At 72.9% G+C, this 17,026-nt stretch carries 14 protein-coding genes; 6 read left to right on the top strand and 8 right to left on the bottom strand.

The genetic code is table 11. The features are described 5' to 3' along the window. Nucleotides 1–44: 44 nt before the first annotated feature. Together AB0316_RS04295 and AB0316_RS04290 are read right to left on the bottom strand one after the other, a co-directional pair. A complete protein-coding gene (locus tag AB0316_RS04295; RefSeq protein ID WP_366270730.1) occupies nucleotides 45–1,781 on the bottom strand; it encodes an MFS transporter in 1,737 nt (578 codons plus the stop codon). A gap of 10 nt (nucleotides 1,782–1,791) precedes the next feature. Beyond that, complete coding sequence (locus AB0316_RS04290; protein WP_366270728.1) at nucleotides 1,792–2,502, bottom strand: LppX_LprAFG lipoprotein; 711 nt, start codon at nucleotides 2,500–2,502, stop codon at nucleotides 1,792–1,794. 117 nt (nucleotides 2,503–2,619) lie between these two features. Here AB0316_RS04290 and AB0316_RS04285 point away from each other — a divergent pair, with 117 nt between their 5' ends. Together AB0316_RS04285 and AB0316_RS04280 are read left to right on the top strand one after the other, a co-directional pair. Then, complete coding sequence (locus AB0316_RS04285; protein ID WP_366270726.1) at nucleotides 2,620–3,360, top strand: hypothetical protein; 741 nt, start codon at nucleotides 2,620–2,622, stop codon at nucleotides 3,358–3,360. Next, on the top strand, nucleotides 3,357–3,971 hold the full coding sequence (locus tag AB0316_RS04280) for an HAD family hydrolase (protein ID WP_366270725.1): 615 nt from the start codon (nucleotides 3,357–3,359) through the stop codon (nucleotides 3,969–3,971). The genes AB0316_RS04285 and AB0316_RS04280 overlap by 4 nt, the downstream gene beginning before the upstream one ends. Here AB0316_RS04280 and AB0316_RS04275 read toward each other — a convergent pair. Both AB0316_RS04275 and AB0316_RS04270 read right to left on the bottom strand, forming a co-directional pair. Beyond that, complete coding sequence (locus tag AB0316_RS04275) at nucleotides 3,943–5,376, bottom strand: HAMP domain-containing sensor histidine kinase (protein WP_366270723.1); 1,434 nt, start codon at nucleotides 5,374–5,376, stop codon at nucleotides 3,943–3,945. The genes AB0316_RS04280 and AB0316_RS04275 overlap by 29 nt on opposite strands. Then, nucleotides 5,373–6,023, bottom strand: coding sequence for a response regulator transcription factor (locus AB0316_RS04270; RefSeq protein ID WP_366270722.1), 651 nt, complete (start codon nucleotides 6,021–6,023; stop codon nucleotides 5,373–5,375). The genes AB0316_RS04275 and AB0316_RS04270 overlap by 4 nt, the downstream gene beginning before the upstream one ends. A gap of 105 nt (nucleotides 6,024–6,128) precedes the next feature. Here AB0316_RS04270 and AB0316_RS04265 point away from each other — a divergent pair, with 105 nt between their 5' ends. Genes AB0316_RS04265 through AB0316_RS04255 form a run of 3 tightly spaced genes read left to right on the top strand, consistent with a single transcriptional unit; the run spans nucleotide 6,129 to nucleotide 9,206 of the window. Next, a complete protein-coding gene (locus AB0316_RS04265) occupies nucleotides 6,129–7,352 on the top strand; it encodes a hypothetical protein (protein ID WP_366270721.1) in 1,224 nt (407 codons plus the stop codon). Then, a complete protein-coding gene (locus tag AB0316_RS04260) occupies nucleotides 7,349–8,314 on the top strand; it encodes an ABC transporter ATP-binding protein (protein ID WP_366270720.1) in 966 nt (321 codons plus the stop codon). The genes AB0316_RS04265 and AB0316_RS04260 overlap by 4 nt, the downstream gene beginning before the upstream one ends. Next, the gene (locus AB0316_RS04255) at nucleotides 8,301–9,206 is read left to right on the top strand and encodes an ABC transporter permease (protein ID WP_366270718.1); all 906 of its coding nucleotides are present in this window, start codon (nucleotides 8,301–8,303) and stop codon (nucleotides 9,204–9,206) included. The genes AB0316_RS04260 and AB0316_RS04255 overlap by 14 nt, the downstream gene beginning before the upstream one ends. A 347-nt stretch (nucleotides 9,207–9,553) precedes the next feature. Here the strand turns inward: AB0316_RS04255 and clpB are convergent, their stop codons facing one another. Next, nucleotides 9,554–12,118: an ATP-dependent chaperone ClpB gene (clpB, locus tag AB0316_RS04250; protein ID WP_366270717.1), complete on the bottom strand. Its 2,565-nt coding sequence runs from the start codon at nucleotides 12,116–12,118 to the stop codon at nucleotides 9,554–9,556. Between the two features lie 146 nt (nucleotides 12,119–12,264). Here clpB and AB0316_RS04245 point away from each other — a divergent pair, with 146 nt between their 5' ends. After that, the gene (locus tag AB0316_RS04245) at nucleotides 12,265–12,657 is read left to right on the top strand and encodes a DivIVA domain-containing protein (protein ID WP_366270716.1); all 393 of its coding nucleotides are present in this window, start codon (nucleotides 12,265–12,267) and stop codon (nucleotides 12,655–12,657) included. 33 nt (nucleotides 12,658–12,690) lie between these two features. On the opposite strand, the gene AB0316_RS04240 is transcribed toward AB0316_RS04245, so the two are convergent. The 3 genes from AB0316_RS04240 to AB0316_RS04230 all read right to left on the bottom strand — a co-directional run bounded on the left by AB0316_RS04240 (nucleotide 12,691) and on the right by AB0316_RS04230 (nucleotide 16,923). Next, nucleotides 12,691–12,942 (bottom strand): hypothetical protein, encoded by a 252-nt coding sequence (locus tag AB0316_RS04240; RefSeq protein ID WP_366270712.1) that lies wholly within the window; start codon nucleotides 12,940–12,942, stop codon nucleotides 12,691–12,693. A gap of 19 nt (nucleotides 12,943–12,961) precedes the next feature. Then, nucleotides 12,962–13,639: an ANTAR domain-containing protein gene (locus AB0316_RS04235; protein ID WP_366270711.1), complete on the bottom strand. Its 678-nt coding sequence runs from the start codon at nucleotides 13,637–13,639 to the stop codon at nucleotides 12,962–12,964. Nucleotides 13,640–13,767: 128 nt separating this feature from the next. Continuing rightward, complete coding sequence (locus AB0316_RS04230; RefSeq protein ID WP_366270710.1) at nucleotides 13,768–16,923, bottom strand: ATP-binding protein; 3,156 nt, start codon at nucleotides 16,921–16,923, stop codon at nucleotides 13,768–13,770. Nucleotides 16,924–17,026 lie beyond the last annotated feature (103 nt).

The following is a 17,026-nucleotide window of genomic DNA, read 5'->3' as shown; positions in this document are numbered from 1 at the left end:
ACCTCCGAACCGCACCCCATGGTCGGTAGTCGCGACGGAGCACGTCAGAGAGCGACGAAGCGGGGCGCGTCGCTCTCGCCGGCCCCCAGCGGTGTGGACGCCCCGGACCGGCGTCTCAGACCGAGGGACAGGGCGATGCCCGCGGCGGCCAGCGCTGCCACGGCACCGCCGAGGAAGACCGTCTGCACCTGCACGACGCCGGCACCGATGAGGGCGTGCGTGTCGAGCTGGTCGGGCAGCCGGCGCACCGCGTCGTAGTAGCGGCTCAGGCCGATCGAGGTCAGCAGCGCCAGGCCGACGACCATGCCGACCATGCGGGCCACGACGACGAGGGAGCTCGCGACGCCGTGGGCGTGCGCCGGCGAGTCGGCGAGGGCGGCGTCGTTGACCGGTGCCAGGGCTAGCCCCATCCCGAGGCCGACCGCGACGAGCACCGCCGTCGCCGGCACCGGGTCGGCCACGGACTCGAGCGTCCAGCGCGACATGACGAGCATCCCCGCGCCGGCGAGCAGCAGGCCCGGCCCGGCGACCGCGCCGTCCCCGAGGTGCCGCAGCGCCCAGCCGCCGGCGAGTGCGCCGACCGGGACGGCGAGCAGGAAGCGGACGAGCACGAGGGCGGCCCCCGTCTCGTCGTAGCCGTCCGCGAGCCTTGCGAGCAGGGGGACGTCGACGACCACGGCCACGAGTGCCGCGCCCACCAGGAGGTTGACGACAAGAGCCCGTAGGCCCTTGGCGCCGACGGTCCCGCGCGGCACGAGCGGGTCGGCGGCGTGCCGGTGCCACCACGCCAGCACCACCAGCGCGACGGCGCCGACCGGCAGCAGGCTGTAACCGAGCGGCCCGACGACCTCCTTCTCCGGGTCGGAGGAGGCGAAGGTCAGCACGAGGCTGCCGAGGGCGACCGCGACGAGGAGGGCGCCCACGAGGTCGGCCCGCCGCAGCACCTGCCACCAGCGCGGGGCGGTCAGCGCGGCCACCGCGAGCAGGAGGGCCAGGCCGGTGACGCCGATCGGTGTGAGCAGCCGCGACGTGCCGGTGAACGGCACGAACGGCGCACCGAGCACGACGTCGGTCACGAGCGCGTCCGGTGCCGCCAGGGCGAGGCCCGTCGCGGCGAGACCCAGGACGAGCAGGCCGAGCGCCACGGCCGTCATGAGCCTCCGGCGGGTCGTGTGCGTGCTGCCCGCCTCAGGCCGGAGGGCGCGGCCCCCGAGGAGGTGGATCACGGCATACAGCACGAGGGCCGCAACCATGTTGAGCCAAAAGATCGCTCGCCATCCCGACCAGGCGAGGACGACGGCCCCGAGAACCGGCCCGAGGACGGAGCCGAGCTCCTGCACCGCGCCGACGACGCCGAGCGGGGTGCCGCGCCGGTCGGCCGGCCACAGGTCCGCGACGAGCGCCAGGGTGGCCGGGACGAGGCCGCCGCCACCGATGCCCTGCAGCACCCGCCCGGTGACCAGCACCGGCATCTCGACGGCGAGCGCCGTGACGGCGGAGCCGGCCGCGAAGACGAGCAGGCACCCGAGGAGGATGCGCCGGCGGTCGAGCAGGTCTGACAGCCGGCCGATGAGCGGGAGCACGGCGATGTATCCGAGGAGGAAGCCGGAGATGATCGGCGTCGCGCGCTGGAGCGCGTCGATGCCGATGCCGACGCCGGCCATCATGTCGGTCAGGGCCAGGACGACGACGTAGGTGTCGGCGGCGGCGACTGCCACGGCTGCCGAGGCGGCCGCGAGGAGGGCGAACCGCGGGGTGCCTGCGAGCGCGGCGGCTGGCATCACGCGCTCGTCAGGGCCGGGTGATGGTCACGGGCTTGCCGTACTGGTCGAGGACCAGCGTGTAGGTCGACGTGGTGCCCGAGCCGAAGAACGGACCCGCGATGGACACCTGGCGCAGCTCCTGGGAGTCGGTGAGGCCGTAGGTTGCGGAGTAGCTGCCGTTGGGGTCACCGATGAGGAAGAGGTCGGTCACCGCCTTGCCCGGCAGGGCGCCCTTGATCGTCGAGAGCACGTCGGCTCCGCGGCGCACCTGCCCGCCCGCGGTCGGCGAGGTGGTCGCCGTCAGCAGCGTCGTCAGGCCGGTGTCGGGCGAGAAGAGGACCGCCGGGTCGGGCAGGTTGAACGCCTTGGGGTCGATCTTGTTGGTGCCCGGGATCAGCGGGAGCTTCGCGTAGACGTCACCGCCCAGGGAGGTGATCTCGGCATCGGCCTGCACGCCCTTGAGCGAGACCTTGAAGGTGCCCTTGAACGCGGGCGGGTGCTTGCCCCAGCCGTCGGCCGACACGACGCCGCTCGCGCCCTGCGGCACCTCGGAGCTGGCCAGCTGGAGGTGGACCGAGGGGGCGGCGTCGACCTTGGCCTTGGCGGCCGCCAGGCGCTGGGCGGGCGAGAGCTGCGTCTGCCCCGGCGCCCCGCCCTCGTCGCTGCTCGAGCAGGAGGCCGCGGTGACGACGCAGAGCGCCGAGAGACCAGCGGCCGCAAGCTTTCCCGGAAGGCGCATGCGCCTCAGGCTAACCGAGTCCGTGCCGTGCTCTCGGTTGGCCGGGCCGTTGTGGGTATGGCTAGGTTCGGGGACCGCGGCGGGACCGCCTCGCCACCTGATGAAGGAGCACGAACCATGGCACTGCTCGGAGTCATCCTGCTGCTGCTGGGCGCGGCAGTCGGTGTGCTGGCCTACGTGGCCACCCACGCCGCGACCACGACGGTCGCGATCACGGCGCTCGGCCTCACCCGGGACGCCTCCCCCTTCGAGCTCGTGCTCTACGGCGCGGCCGCCATGCTGCTCCTCGCCCTCGGCTGGTCTGCACTGTCCGCCGCGGTGCGTCGGCGCGCTCGCCTGCGCCGTGAGGAGAAGGAGCGCGCCCGCGTCGCCGAGATCGAGCAGGACGCGGAGAACACGCGCCGTGAGCACGAGCAGCGACTGCAGGACGCCGGCCTGCGCGACGAGGACCTGCGCCGCCGCGAGAACGAGCTGGCCGCGCGCCACGAGGGACTCGACACGCGAGAGTCCGAGCTCACGCACCGCGAGGAGGAGATCTCGCTGCGCGAGGCCGAGCTGCGCGAGCGCGAGCAGCCGTCGGTGGCCGACGTCGTCACCGGACGCGCACACGGCAACGTCCACGAGGGCACCGCCTCCTGGCACCACGGCAGCGACACCAACGACACCCTCAGCAACGACACGGTCGGCAACGGGATGGCCGGGGAACCGACGGACGCGGCACCCGGTGAGCACACGGCATACGGCGACGGCTCCGACCACACCACCGACCACACCACCGACCACGCCACTGAGACCGGCCGCCACGACGGCGCGACTGCCGCCGACGACGAGCGCACGCCGCGCGACTCCTCGGTGTGAGGGAGCACGCCGCCTACGTCTTCGACCTCGACGGCGTCGTCCGGGACTTCGGCCCGGGCGACGCCGCGCCGGTGATCGAGGCGGCTCTCGGGCTGCCGGCCGGGCACGTCGCGGCGACCGCCTTTCGCAGCGACCTGCTGCTGCCCACCATCACGGGCCGGCAGACCTTCGAGCAGTGGTATGCCGCCATCTGCGGCGCGCTCGAGGAGGTCGTCCCCGAGCCGGCCCGGGTGCGCGAGCACATGACCCGCTGGCGCGAGCACCGCGGGACCGTGGTCAACGAGACGGTCGAGCGCCTCGAGACGCTGCGCTCGGGTGGTCACCGGACCTACGTCTTCACGAACGGCACCGACTTCGTGCCGCAAGAGCTCGAGATCCTCGGCATCGCAAGGCTTTTCGACGATGTGCTCAACAGCGCGGACTTCGGCGTGGTCAAGCCCGACCCGAGGGCGTATGCCGCCGCGCACGCCGCGATCGAGGCCGACCTCGGGTGCGAGCTGGCCCACGAACGCGTGTGGTTCACCGACGACCGCGCCGAGAACGTGGCCGCCGCGCGTGAGTTCGGTTGGGCCGCAGAGCTTTTCATTCTCGAGGCGCCGCACGGAGCGTGACCACCGCTCGGACGCCCGGCTCGGCGTCCTCCAGGAGCACGTCGCCGCCCCAGCGCCGTACGAGGGCGCGGGTGATGGCCAGGCCGAGGCCGGTGCCGCCGCTGTCGCGGTCACGGGCCTCGTCGAGGCGGGTGAAGCGGTCGAAGACGCGCTCGCGGTCCGCTTCCGGTATGCCGTGCCCGTCGTCCGTGACCACGACCACCACGTGCCCGGCGCCGTTGCGGACCTCGAGCGTGACCGCGCTCCTCGCGTGGCGCACCGCGTTGTCGACGAGATTGGTGACGGCCCGGGTCAGGTCCTCGGCGGCGATGCTCGCGTCGAGCCGGGCACCCGGGTGGGCGACCGGCGCGCGAACGGGGACCCGCGCGGCGCGGTAGCGCTCGGCCACTCCGGTCACGACCCGTTGCACGTCGACGGTGGCCGCCGGGCGGGAGGGCGCCGTGCCGCCGGCGGTCCCCGCGTCGTCGCCCCGGGCCAGCAGCAGCAGGTCGTCGACGAGCGCCGAGAGCCGGTCGACGTCGGGGAGCACCTCGCCGGGCAGCCGGCCACCCTCCCCCAGTCGCTGCGCGACCTCGAGCTGCGTGCGCATGCTGGCGAGCGGACTGCGCAGCTCGTGCGCGGCGTCGGCCACGAAGGCCCGCTGCTTGCGCCGAGCCGTGGCGATGCGGTCGAGCATGGCATTGAGGGTCGTGGCGAGGGCACTGATCTCGTCGCCGGTCGGCGGCACGGGCAGCCGTTCACGTTCCGAGGAGGGGTCGTCGATGCGTTCGGCTCCACGGCGCAGCGACTCGACCGGGGCGAGTGCGGCCCCGATGACCCGCCACGCGATGAGTGCGAGCGCCAGCAGCAGCAGCGGGAAGATCGCGAGCAGGAGCCAGCGGACGGTGCTCGCGCTCTGCTCGATGTCGGCTGTGGAGGCCGCGGCGACGACGGTGTAGGCGCGACCCTCCGGCCCCGCGGAGCCGGCCGCGACGGCGGCCACCTGCAGCCGTCCGCTCACGCCGGAGCGGCTGCCCGGCACGATGACCGTCTCTCCCGCGAGTGCCCGCCGGCGCTCGTCGTCGGTGACGAGCGAGGTGAGCCGGTCGGCCGTCACGGAGCCGCTGACGACCCGGCCCCTGCCGTCGAGGACCTGCAGCACCTGCGCACCCGACACGGGGACCGGGTCGGGCACGCGACCGGCATCGACGAGCAAAGCCACCTGCTCCGCGCTCGCGCGGGCGGCCGCCTCGACGGAGCGCGAGAGTGACTCGGTGAGCACGACGTAGAGCAGCACGCCTCCGATGACGAGGGCGGCGGTGACGCCGAGCAGCCCCACGAGCATGAGGCGCCCCCGCAGGCCGAGCTGCATCAGGCGGTGGGTTCGCCTGTCCGAGAGGGCAGCTCGTGGGAGCGACTCGCTCACTGCGCCATCCGGTAGCCCGCGCCCCGGACCGTCTCGATGCGCGACCGTCCGAGCTTGCGCCGCAGGTAGCCGACGTAGACCTCGACGACGTTCGGGTCCTCCAACCCTCCCCACACGCGGTCGAGCAGCTCGTCCTTCGCCACGACCGCACGGTCGGCGCGCATCAGGTGCTCGAGCAGGACGAACTCGCGCGGCGCCAGTGCCACCTCGGCGCCGTCCACCTCGACCCGGTGGCTGGAGGGGTCGAGCGTTACGCCCGCCTGCTTCAGCACCACCGGCCTCGGACCGGGGTCCCGGCGCAGCAGTGCCCGCAGCCGGGCGAGCAGCACGACGAACGAGAACGGCTTGGTCAGGTAGTCGTCGGCGCCGTAGTCGAGGCCGTCCGCCTCGTCGTACTCGCCGTCCTTGGCGGTGAGCAGCAGCACCGGCACCCAGTTCTGCTCCTCGCGCAGGGTCCGCACGACCGTGTAGCCCGAGAGGCCGGGCAGCATGATGTCGAGCACGACGACGTCGTAGCCGCCGAACCGGGCCGCCTCGAGGCCCGCGACGCCGTCGGCGACGTGGTCGACGACGAAGCCCTCGGCGCCGAGCCCACGCACCAAGGCAGCCGCCATCCGCTCCTCGTCCTCGACCAGCAGCACCCGCACACGGCAACCATGGCACGGCGCAGCGGCGGAGCGCGCCGGAGCCGGACCGTGGCCCCCTCTCGCGTTCTCAGTGGCCTCTCAGGCCGGCGGGCGCACGATGAACCCATGAGCATCTTCACCCAGCACCCGGCCACTCGCTGGGGCCTGCCCGCCGCGGCCCTCGGCGTCATCGGCGTCGCCGCCCTGACGCTCAACCAAACGGCATCTGCCGACGCGGGACTTCCACCGCGCACGGCGCAGCAGCTGCTCGCCGACGTGCGCTCCGCCGACGTCTCGAGCCTCTCCGGGACGGTGGTGCAGACCTCCGACCTCGGCCTCCCCTCCCTCGCGGGGCTCACCGGAGGCGGCCCGGCAGGCGGCGGCAGTGGCGGCACGGGCGCGCTGGCGGGGGCCGGCGGCAGCTCCCTCACCTCGCTGCTGTCCGGCACCCACACCTGGCGGGTCTGGGTCGACGGTCCGACGCGGCAGCGCCTCGCGCTCGTCGGCACGAGCGGGGAGTCCGACGTGATCCGCAACGGCACCGACCTCTGGCTGTGGTCGAGCGCCGACAAGACGGCCGTGCACCACACCGTGCCGGCCGGGCACCGAGGGGCCGGCACGAGCGGCACGGCACCGCTCCGGCCCTCGGGGCGGCCGAGCGGCATACCGAGTGGTGTCCCGAGCACTCCCGACCAGGCCGCGTCGGCGGCGCTCGCCGCGATGGGCAAGGACACCACGGTGACCACCTCGGGCACCGCGTCCGTGGCGGGCCGCTCGGCCTACGAGCTCGTCCTGACCCCGAAGGACGCGGCCACCCGCGTGGCCTCGGTGCGCATCGCGATCGACGCCGAGAAGCACGTGCCCCTGCGCGTGCAGGTCTACTCCACCAAGGCGTCGAACCCCGCCTTCGAGGTCGGCTTCACGGCCGTCGACTTCTCCACCCCCGAAGCACGGCAGTTCGCGTTCACGCCGCCCGCCGGCACCACCGTGACGCAGTCCGACCAGGCCGCGCCCAAGGGGACGGCCGGGACCAACCCGGCACCGTCGAAGCAGCAGGCCGCCGCGGCAGCCAAGGTGGCCGGCGCCACGCGCGTCGTCGGCTCGGGCTGGAGCACCGTGGTCGTCAGCCGGATGCCGGCCGCCTCCGGGTCGGCGAGCGGCGGCGGCTCCGACGCCACGGCACGCCAGCTGGCCACGCTCCTCAAGGCGCTGCCGACAGCCTCCGGGGCGTGGGGCACGGGGCACGTGCTGGAGGGCACCCTGTTCTCCGCCGTCCTCACCGACGACGGTCGCGTGGCGGTCGGGGCCGTGGCACCCCAGACCCTCTACACCGCGTTGGCGGCGAAGTGACCGCCACTGCTGTGGCCGGCGTCGGGGACGTCGTCGACCTCGCGATCGAGAGCCGCGGCCTGACGAAGCGGTTCCGCGGGGCGACGGCGGTCGATGCGGTCGACCTCGCGGTGCCGCGCGGCTCGGTCTACGGCTTCCTCGGGCCCAACGGGTCCGGGAAGACGACAACGATCCGGATGCTGCTGGGTCTGGTCCGACCGACGGAGGGCACGAGCAGCCTGCTGGGACAGTCGGTTCCGGGCGAGGCGCAGCAGGTGCTCCCCCGCGTCGGGGCGCTCGTCGAGGGGCCGGCCTTCCATCCGTACCTCTCGGGACGCGACAACCTGCGACGGCTCGACGCCGCGGACCTGACGGCCGACCGTCGGAGTGCTGCGGCGCGGGTCGACGCCGCGCTGGACCGGGTCGGACTGCTTCCCGCCGCCGCCAAGCGCTACCGCGCCTACTCCCTCGGCATGCGCCAGCGGTTGGCCATCGCGGCGGCGCTGCTCGTCCCCCGCGAGCTGCTCGTGCTCGACGAGCCGACCAACGGCCTCGATCCGCAGGGCACCCGCGAAGTGCGCCACCTGGTGGCCTCGCTCGCCTCGGACGGCACGACAGTGTTCGTCTCGAGCCACCTGCTGTCTGAGGTCGAGCAGATGTGCACCCACCTCGGGGTCATGAGCGAGGGGCGGCTGGTCGCGCAGGGCTCGACCGCGCAGGTGCGCGGCGGGGCCGCGCCGGTCGCACGCGTGCTGACCGAGCAGCCCGCGGAGGCGATGCGCATCATGAGCGAGCTCGGCGTGGCCTCGGTCGCCCAGGCGGCCGGGGGCGTATGCGGGGTGCCCGGCGGGGTGGAGCCGGAGAAGATCGTCGCCGCGCTCGTCCAGGGCGGGGTGGGAGTCAGGGAGTTCACCGTGAGCAGCCCCAGCCTGGAGGACCTGTTCGTCGCGCTCACCGGGGAGGGTTTCGATGTCAGTGGCTGAGTCGGTGACCGGGTCCACCTCCGCGCCTACGTCCGCGCCCTCGGGGACGGCGGCCGCGGGCCCGACGCCATGGGGCAGGCGCCTCTCGGGCCGCCTGCTCTGGTCGGAGCTGGCGCTCATCGGCGGCCGGCGCCGCAACCAGATGGGGCTGCTCGTGCTGGCCGCCGTGCCGGTGCTCATGGCCGTCGCCGTGCGCATCTCGGCGCCGCGCGCCGGGCGCGGGCCCGACTTCCTGTCCTCGATCACCTCGAACGGGCTCTTCGTGCCGCTCGCCGCGCTGGGCGTCGAGATGGGACTGTTCCTGCCGCTCGCGATCGCCATGCTCTCCGGCGACTCGGTGGCCGGTGAGGCCAACCTCGGCACGCTGCGCTACCTGCTGACCGTCCCGGTCGGGCGCACCCGGCTGCTCGCCGTCAAGTACGCCTCGCTCGTCATCGGCGCCGTCTGGGGCGTCGCCGTCGTGACCGTCGCGGGCGCCATCGCGGGGATCGCACTCTTCGGCACCGGGCCCATGCCGACCCTCTCCGGCACCGAGCTGCCGTTCTGGACGGCCGTCTGGCGGGTGGTGCTCGTCGGGCTCTACATCGCCGCGGGGCTGGCGGCCCTCGGCGCCGTCGGGCTGTTCATCTCGACGCTCACGGAGCAGCCGCTCGCCGCGACCGTGGCGCTGGTGATCTTCACGATCCTGTCGTGGATCGCCGACGCGGTGCCGCAGATCGCGTGGCTGCACCCGTGGCTGCTCGTCGACCAGTGGCAGGCCTTCGCGGACCTGCTCCGCGACCCACCCTTCTGGGACAACATCGCCCGTGGCCTGTGGGTCGACCTCGGGTATGCCGTCGTCTTCTGGCTGCTGGCCTGGGCGCGATTCTCCGGCAAGGACGTCACGAGCTGACCCACTCGATGAAGAGTACGCCCCCCACTCGAGAGCGCAGTTCGTCCCACACGCCACACGCGCCGACGTGACAGGTGGGACGAAACGCGCTCTCGACGACGAAGGACGTACGCCCTCCCCTCCCACCCAACTCGAGAGCGCAGTTCGTCCCACGGGCCACACGCGCCGACGTGACAGGTGGGACGAAACGCGCACTCGAGTGGGACGAAACGCGCTCTCGACGACGAAGGACGTACGCGCGTACGCCCTCCTCCCCTCCCACCCAACTCGAGAGCGCAGTTCGTCCCACGCGCCCCACACGCCGGCGTGACAGGTGGGACGAAACGCGCTCTCGAGGAGCGGGTGGGTCAGACGAGGGTGAGCGCCTCGCCGTCGGAGCCGACGCCGACCTTGACCGTCGAGCCGTCGCGGACCTCGCCGGACAGCAGGCCGCGGGCCAGGCGGTCGCCGATCTCGCGCTGCACCAGGCGGCGCAGCGGACGGGCGCCGTAGGCCGGGTCGAAGCCCTTGTCGGCAAGCCACCGGCGCGCGTCGTCGGTGACCTCGAGGTTGATCCGCCGGTCGGCGAGCCGCTGCGCGAACGCCTTGACCTGCAGGTCGACGATCCGGGTCAGGTCCTCGAGGCTGAGCGCGTCGAAGACGACGATCTCGTCGAGCCGGTTGAGGAACTCGGGCTTGAACGAGGACCGCACGACCGCCATGACCTCGTTGCGCCGGGCCTCGGGCGACAGCAGCGGGTCGGTGAGGAACTGCGAGCCGAGGTTGGAGGTCAGCACGAGGATGACGTTGCGGAAGTCGACCGTGCGGCCCTGCCCGTCGGTCAGGCGCCCGTCGTCGAGCACCTGGAGCAGGATGTCGAACGTCTCGGGGTGGGCCTTCTCGATCTCGTCGAGCAGGATCACCGAGTAGGGCCGGCGGCGCACGGCCTCGGTGAGCTGGCCGCCCTCCTCGTAGCCGACGTAGCCGGGAGGCGCTCCGATGAGCCGCGCGACCGAGTGGCGCTCGGAGTACTCCGACATGTCGATGCGCACCATGGCGCGCTCGTCGTCGAAGAGGAAGTCCGCGAGGCTCTTGGCCAGCTCCGTCTTGCCGACACCGGTCGGGCCGAGGAAGAGGAACGAGCCGGTGGGTCGGTCCGGGTCGGAGACGCCCGCCCGCGTACGCCGCACGGCGTCGGACACGGCGCGCACGGCGTCGGTCTGCCCGATCAGCCGGGCACCGAGGTGCTCCTCCATGTGGAGCAGCTTCTCGGACTCGCCCTCGAGCAGCCGGCCGGCCGGGATGCCGGTCCAGGCGGAGATGACGTCGGCGATGTCGTCGGCACCGACCTCCTCCTTGACCATCGGCTCCTCCACACCACCCGGAGCCGCCGCGGCCTCGCGCTCCTGGGCGGTGGCCAGCTCCTTCTCGAGGGTCGGGATGTCGCCGTAGAGGATCTTCGATGCCGCCGCGAGCTCCCCCTCGCGCTGCAGCCGGTCGGCCTGGGTGCGCAGGTCGTCGATGCGCGCCTTGAGGTCACCGACGGCGTTGAGGCCCGACTTCTCGGCCTCCCACCGGGCGTTGAGGGCGGCGAGCTCCTCGGTGCGGTCGGCGAGGTCCTTGCGCAGCCGTTCGAGGCGGTCACGCGAGGCCGCGTCGGTCTCCTGCTCGAGCGCGAACTCCTCCATCTTGAGGCGGTCGACGGCGCGGCGCAGCTCGTCGATCTCGACGGGGCTCGAGTCGATCTCCATGCGCAGCCGCGACGCCGCCTCGTCGATGAGGTCGATGGCCTTGTCGGGCAGCTGGCGCCCGCTGATGTAGCGGTCGCTCAGCGACGCGGCAGCCACGAGCGCCGAGTCGGCGATCGTCACCTTGTGGTGCGCCTCGTAGCGCTCCTTGAGCCCGCGCAGGATCGCGATGGTGTCCTCGACCGACGGCTCGCCGACGAACACCTGCTGGAAGCGCCGCTCGAGCGCGGCGTCCTTCTCGATGTGCTTGCGGTACTCGTCGAGCGTGGTCGCGCCGACGAGGCGCAGCTCTCCGCGGGCGAGCATGGGCTTGAGCATGTTGCCGGCGTCCATCGCGCCCTCGCCGCCGGCGCCCGCGCCGACCACGGTGTGGATCTCGTCGATGAAGGTGACGATCTGCCCGTCGCTGCCCTTGATCTCCTCGAGGACGGCCTTGAGCCGCTCCTCGAACTCGCCACGGTACTTCGCGCCGGCGACCATCGCGCCGAGGTCGAGGCTGTAGAGCGTCTTGTCGCGCAGGCTCTCGGGCACGTCCCCCTCGACGATGCGCTGGGCCAGGCCCTCGACGACGGCGGTCTTGCCGACGCCGGGTTCGCCGATGAGGACGGGGTTGTTCTTCGTGCGCCGCGAGAGCACCTGCACGACGCGGCGGATCTCGGCGTCGCGCCCGATGACGGGGTCGAGCTTGCCCTCCCGGGCACGGGCCGTGAGGTCGGTGCCGTACTTCGACAGCGCCTCGAACGTGCCCTCGGGGTTGTCGGAGGTGACGTTGCGGCCGCCACGCAGCTCGGGGATGGCCTTCTCGATCGCGTCGGCGTCGAGGCCGAACTGGCCGGTGCGGGCGATCGCGAGGAGCAGGTGGTCGGTGGAGACGAACGAGTCACCCATCGCCGTCATGTACTGCTGGGCCTGCTGCACGACACGCAGCCCGATCGGCGAGAGCTGCGGCTGCTGGACGCCGCCGGTGACCTGCGGCATCGACGCCATCGCCCGCTCGGCGGCCGCCGTGGCGGCGGCCACGCTCGAGCCGCCGGCCGTGAGCAGGGCCGGGGTGGTCGTGCCGCTCTGTGCTGCCAACGCGAGCAGCAGGTGAGCCGGCTCGATGTTCGGGTGGTGCTTGCCCGTCGCGGTGGTCGCGGCCTGGGCGAAGGCCTCCTGAGCCTTGTTGGTCAGCTGTAGGTCCATGCGTTCTCCTGGTCGAGGGATGGGTTCACAGGGATCAACCGGGTCCGAGTTGAGTCTATTCCACTCAACTTCGGCGTGGGTCGGAGAGGGCGTATGCCGTCGCGTGGCGACCCGCCGTACGCCAGGTGCCGCCGTACGCTCGGCCCATGGACCGTGCCGCCCTCGCCGACGAGCTGCGCCGGGCGCGGTTCCACACCACGCAGTTCCGCGAGGGCTACGAGGAGTCCGCCGTCGACGACCTGATCGACGCCATCGTCGCGCGACTGCTCTCCCCGGGCGCCGACTCACGGGCGGACGCCGACCTCGTCGCCATGGTGCAGAACGCCTGGATCCCCACGACGAAGGCTCGGCGCGGTTACGCCCAAGCCGACGTCGACGCGGTGCTGGACCGCCTGGTCACCACCCTCGGGGGCGCCCAGCCGGAGGGTCTGGCCACCGCGCCCGTTGCGTCCACCGCAGGCACCGCCCCGGTGGCTGAGCTGCCCTCCGCGGTCACCGAGCCGCGGCGCGGCCTGCTGTCCCGGCTCCTCGGCGGCTGAGCCCGCGGCCCAGCTCGGCATCCAGCCGACAGCTCAGCCCTGCGGGTGGGGGTCGTACCACCCGCCGTGGGCCGCGGCGAGCGCCTCGAAGCGGACGGCATACGCCCTCTCGGCGGGGGTGCGCACGTAGACGGCCCACTCGTGGTCCTCCGCGTCGTCCTCGCCCGCGAGCGCCTCACGCACGACGCGCACCTCGGGCAACCCCTCGGCCTCCAGCTCGGCGGCGAGCTCGTCGGCGACCTCGCGGTCGGGCAGCACGATCAGGTGCTCGGTGCCGGCGCTCACGGAGCCAAGCGTAGGGGGATCAGACGACCTCGCCCGGCTCGGCGCCGGTCTCGATGACCCGCTCGGCGACCTCGCGGAGCTTGATGTTGTGGTCCTGCGACGCCCGGCGCAGCAGGTCGAAGGCCTCGTGGGCGACGATGCGGTGGCGCTCGATGAGGATGCCCATGGCCTGGCCGACGAGGCGGTGGCTGTCGAGGGCGCGCTCCAGGTTGGCCTCGTTGCGGCGGTTGCGCCCGACGATGACCGTCCGCTGGACCGCCTGCGCGAGCGAGTGCAGCAGCAGCTCCCCGACGAGCCGGGCGTCCGGCAGCTCGGTCCGCTCGGCCCTCTCGACCCTCTCGACCCCCAGGTCGACACCGACCCAGCTGCGGCAGCGGACCAGCTCCGCGACCGACTCGAGCAGGACGCCAGGACCGCTGCCGTCGAGCAGGGCCGCCCGGGCCTCGACCGGCAGCGCGGCGGGCGGGACGACACCCGACGCCGTCGCGTACAGGTCGTGCTGGGCGGTGGTGACCCGCAGGACCGCGTCGGCGCCCATCGCGTCACCGACGGCAGCGGCCGCGGTGGTCATCACGTCCTCGAGCTCGTCGAGCAGGACCATCCGTCGGGCGGCCTCCGCGATCCGCTCGGCCGCAGCGGCCGGACGACCGAGGACTCGGTCGTCGCTCGCTGAAGGGAACGGGGGCGGGATCGTCACGCGAGCCTCCAAGGCATGCCGGCGAAGGCCCGCGATCTTGGAGGCAGCACAGTCTTGCATCCCGGCCGGGCTCCCGCCAAAACGCCACGGCGACAGCGGCCCCCGGCATCGGAATCCGTGCCGGGAGGTCAGGCCGTGTCGGGGTCCTGGCCCGTCTCGACGACCCGTGCGGCGATCTCGCGCAGCTTGATGTTGCGGTTGAGGGAGGCCCGGCGCAGCATCTCGAAACCCTGCTGCGCCGTGATCCGGTGACGCTCGATGAGCACGCCGACGGCATGGCCGATCAGGCGGTGGCTCTCGATGGCCTGCTCGAGCTGAGTCTCCTTCTGGGCACGCGCCTGCAGCACGACCACGCGGTCGACGGCCTGGCCGAGCGACTGCGCGAGCAGGTCTCCGACGACGAGCTCGTCGCTCGACACGAGACGGGGCTCGTCGAACTGCACCCACGCCCGGCAGTCGCACTCCTGGGCCAGGGGAAGCAGCAGCAGTCCCTCGCGCTTCTCGCCGACGAGGGCGTCGTGCCGGGACGGGGTCGACTCGAGCCCGCGACGCGCGGCCGGCTCCAGCTCCGCCGCCGACACCCGCCCGCGGGGCGAGAGAACGACCGGCTTGCCCTTCGTCGGAGAGACGCTCAGGGTCACCGCGCCGTCGAAGAGGACGGTGAAGCCGGTGACCGCAGTGGCCAGGGCCTGGTCGAGGTCCTCGGCCTTCGCGAGGTCGACGGCGATCCGGGCCGCCAGCTCACGCCGCATCCGCGACTCGTGCTCACGCGTCTCGTCGCGCACGACGACGATGATGAAACCGTCGTGGTCGGCGGTGGCCGGGACGCTGGCCGCACGGGCGTGCACCCATGCCTCGCCGCCGCCCTTGCGCAGGATGCGGTAGCGGTCGTCGAGCACCGGGCGGCCGGCCTGGAGCTCGGTCATCCGCTCCTCGTGCCGGGACCGCTCGATCCCGCCGGCCTGCGCCGGGAGCCACCACGGGTAGGGAGGCACGAGCGGCCCGTCGGCCAGGGACCAGCCGAACGTACGCGTGAAGGCCGGGTTCATGTCGAGCACGCGTCCCTGCGCGTCCGCGATGACGAACGGCTCGATGATGGCCTCGACGATCGCGCGCAGCCAGGCGGCATCGCGCGACCTCGAGCGCGAGCGGACGAGGTTGGCGGCCAGGCGGGCCCGGAGCTCCTGCGGGTCGAAGGGCTTGACGACGTAGTCGTCGGCTCCCTCGAGCAGCCCGGTGCTGCTGGCCTCGGCGCCGGCGCGCGCCGAGAGCAGGACGACCGGCAGGTCGCGCAGCGACGGGTCGGCACGGATCTCGCGCACCAGCGTGATGCCGTCCATGCGCGGCATCATGACGTCGGCCAGCACGATGGACGGCCGGTCGCTCCGCAGCTGTTCGAGCGCCTCGACGCCGTCCCGCACCGAGACGACGTCGTAGTCGCTGACGACGTGCCGGGCGATGTAGTCGCGCATGTCGTGGTTGTCCTCGACGACGAGCAGCGTCGGGCGGACACCCGTGCCTGCGGCCGCGTCGGACGTCGAGCCGGACGTTGAGGCGGCCGCCTCCGGCGCGCCTGCCTCCATCCGGGCCGCCACGTCGTCACGGACCACCCACGTGCTGGCCTCGAGGATGAACGACTCGGCCGAGCGAGGACGGATCGAGGGCCGCAGCGCCTCGTGCGACGCCGGCTCGCCCCACGGCAGGGAGACCGTGAAGGTGCTGCCCTCCCCCTCCGTGGACGCCACGTCGATGGTGCCGCCCAGCAGGTCGACGAGCTGCCGGACGAGGGACAGCCCGATGCCGGCACCCTCACGGGAGCGGCGGTCGTCGACGCGGCCGAGCTGGCGGAACCGGTCGAAGACGAGGTCGAGGTTCTTCTCGGCGATGCCGATGCCCGTGTCGGTCACGGACACCGCGTAGCCGTCGTCACGACTCTCCAGCCGGAGGCTGATGCGGCCGCGCGGCGTGAACTTCAAGGCGTTGGAGAGCAGGTTGAGCACGACCCGCTCGAACATGTCGACGTCGACGTAGACCGCGTGCTCGACCTCGTCGGCGACGACCTCGAACTCGAGCCCGGCGCGCTCGATGGCGGGGCGGAAGTTGGCGGCGACGCCGGTCGTGAGCTCCTCGATGTCGGCCTCGACCCAGTGCGGCTCCACCGCACCGGCCTCGACACGAGTGAGGTCGAGGATGCGGTCGACGAGACCCGTGAGTCGTTCGGTGTTGCGACGGATCAGCTCGAAACGCTGGCGCTGGTCGGGCTCCAGGCCGTCGGCGGCGAGGGCGTCGTTGACCGGCCCCGCGATGAGGGTCAGCGGCGTGCGCAGCTCGTGGCTGACGTTGGCGAAGAAGTCGGTCTTGGCGGCGTCGAGCTCCTCCAGCACCTCGGCGCGGCGGCGCTCCTCCTGCAGGTGCCGGATGCCGCTCAGGGCCATGGCGACGTGCGAGGCGCACAGCTCGGCGTAGACCTGCAGCTGCGTGTCCCACGGCCGGCGGGGGTTGCCGGTGAGGAGGAGCTCCGCGGTGGGCTCGAGCTGCCCGGGCTCGACCACCGGCACCCGGTGCACGACGTCGTCGCCCTCGGCGGGTCGGTCGTGCTCGCCGGGCGCGCCCCCGGCACCGGTCCAGACCAGCTGTGCGCTCGTGTGGTCGTGCGTGTGCGAGCCGAGCACCGCGACGGCTCGGCGGCGTACGTCCTCGGGGCTGCGGGCGTCGGCCAGTGTCTCGACGAGCTCGGCGGAGACCCGGGCGCGGCGTTCGGCCACGACCTTGGCGGTGGTCTCGGTGGCCACGTTGAGGACGCCGACGACCTTGCCGTCGTCGTCGTGGATCGCCCCGTAGGACCACGTGAAGTAGGCCTCCTCGAGGAAGCCGGCGCGGTTGACGACGAGCAGCGCGTCCTCGACCCAGGTCGCGGGACCGCCGCTGGTGACACCGTCGAACATCGGCCCGATGACGTCCCACACCTCGGGCCACACCGCACGCACCGGGAGCGTCCATGCGCCCGGGTGCTTGTTGGGGCCGAGGATGTCGCGGTAGCCGTCGTTGTAGAGCATGTGCAGCTCGGGACCCCAACAGATGAGCATGGGGAAGCGCGAGGAGAGGCAGACGTCGACGAGGACACGCAGGTTGCTGGGCCACGTCTCGACCGGGCCCAGAGGCGTCGTCGACCAGTCCGTCTGAGCGAAGAGCGCCTGCGTCTCCTTGTGCGGAGGCGTCTCCAGGCGGCTGGAGACGGCCTCGGCGCCGCTGTGGATGTCGCCCTCCGGCTGGTGCGGAGTCATACGACGTCCGGGAGTGGGATCAAGAAACTGCCTCCGGGGCATTGGGCAACGAAGGTGCCCCGGCTGCATGAGGCGTGCACAGTGTTACACACGTAAGGCTCGC

Source organism: Terrabacter sp. NPDC080008 (assembly GCF_040702505.1).
Lineage (GTDB): Bacteria > Actinomycetota > Actinomycetes > Actinomycetales > Dermatophilaceae > Terrabacter.
This window is presented reverse-complemented; position numbering and strand designations above follow the sequence as displayed.

What these genes read in the sequence shown, in the direction of transcription:
- AB0316_RS04295 (WP_366270730.1), bottom strand. Translation starts at nt 1,781, where the DNA reads ATGCCAGCCGCCGCGCTCGCAGGCACCCCGCGGTTCGCCCTCCTCGCG.
- AB0316_RS04290 (WP_366270728.1), bottom strand. Translation starts at nt 2,502, where the DNA reads ATGCGCCTTCCGGGAAAGCTTGCGGCCGCTGGTCTCTCGGCGCTCTGC.
- AB0316_RS04285 (WP_366270726.1), top strand. Translation starts at nt 2,620, where the DNA reads ATGGCACTGCTCGGAGTCATCCTGCTGCTGCTGGGCGCGGCAGTCGGT.
- AB0316_RS04265 (WP_366270721.1), top strand. Translation starts at nt 6,129, where the DNA reads ATGAGCATCTTCACCCAGCACCCGGCCACTCGCTGGGGCCTGCCCGCC.
- AB0316_RS04255 (WP_366270718.1), top strand. Translation starts at nt 8,301, where the DNA reads ATGTCAGTGGCTGAGTCGGTGACCGGGTCCACCTCCGCGCCTACGTCC.
- clpB (WP_366270717.1), bottom strand. Translation starts at nt 12,118, where the DNA reads ATGGACCTACAGCTGACCAACAAGGCTCAGGAGGCCTTCGCCCAGGCC.
- AB0316_RS04245 (WP_366270716.1), top strand. Translation starts at nt 12,265, where the DNA reads ATGGACCGTGCCGCCCTCGCCGACGAGCTGCGCCGGGCGCGGTTCCAC.
- AB0316_RS04230 (WP_366270710.1), bottom strand. Translation starts at nt 16,923, where the DNA reads ATGACTCCGCACCAGCCGGAGGGCGACATCCACAGCGGCGCCGAGGCC.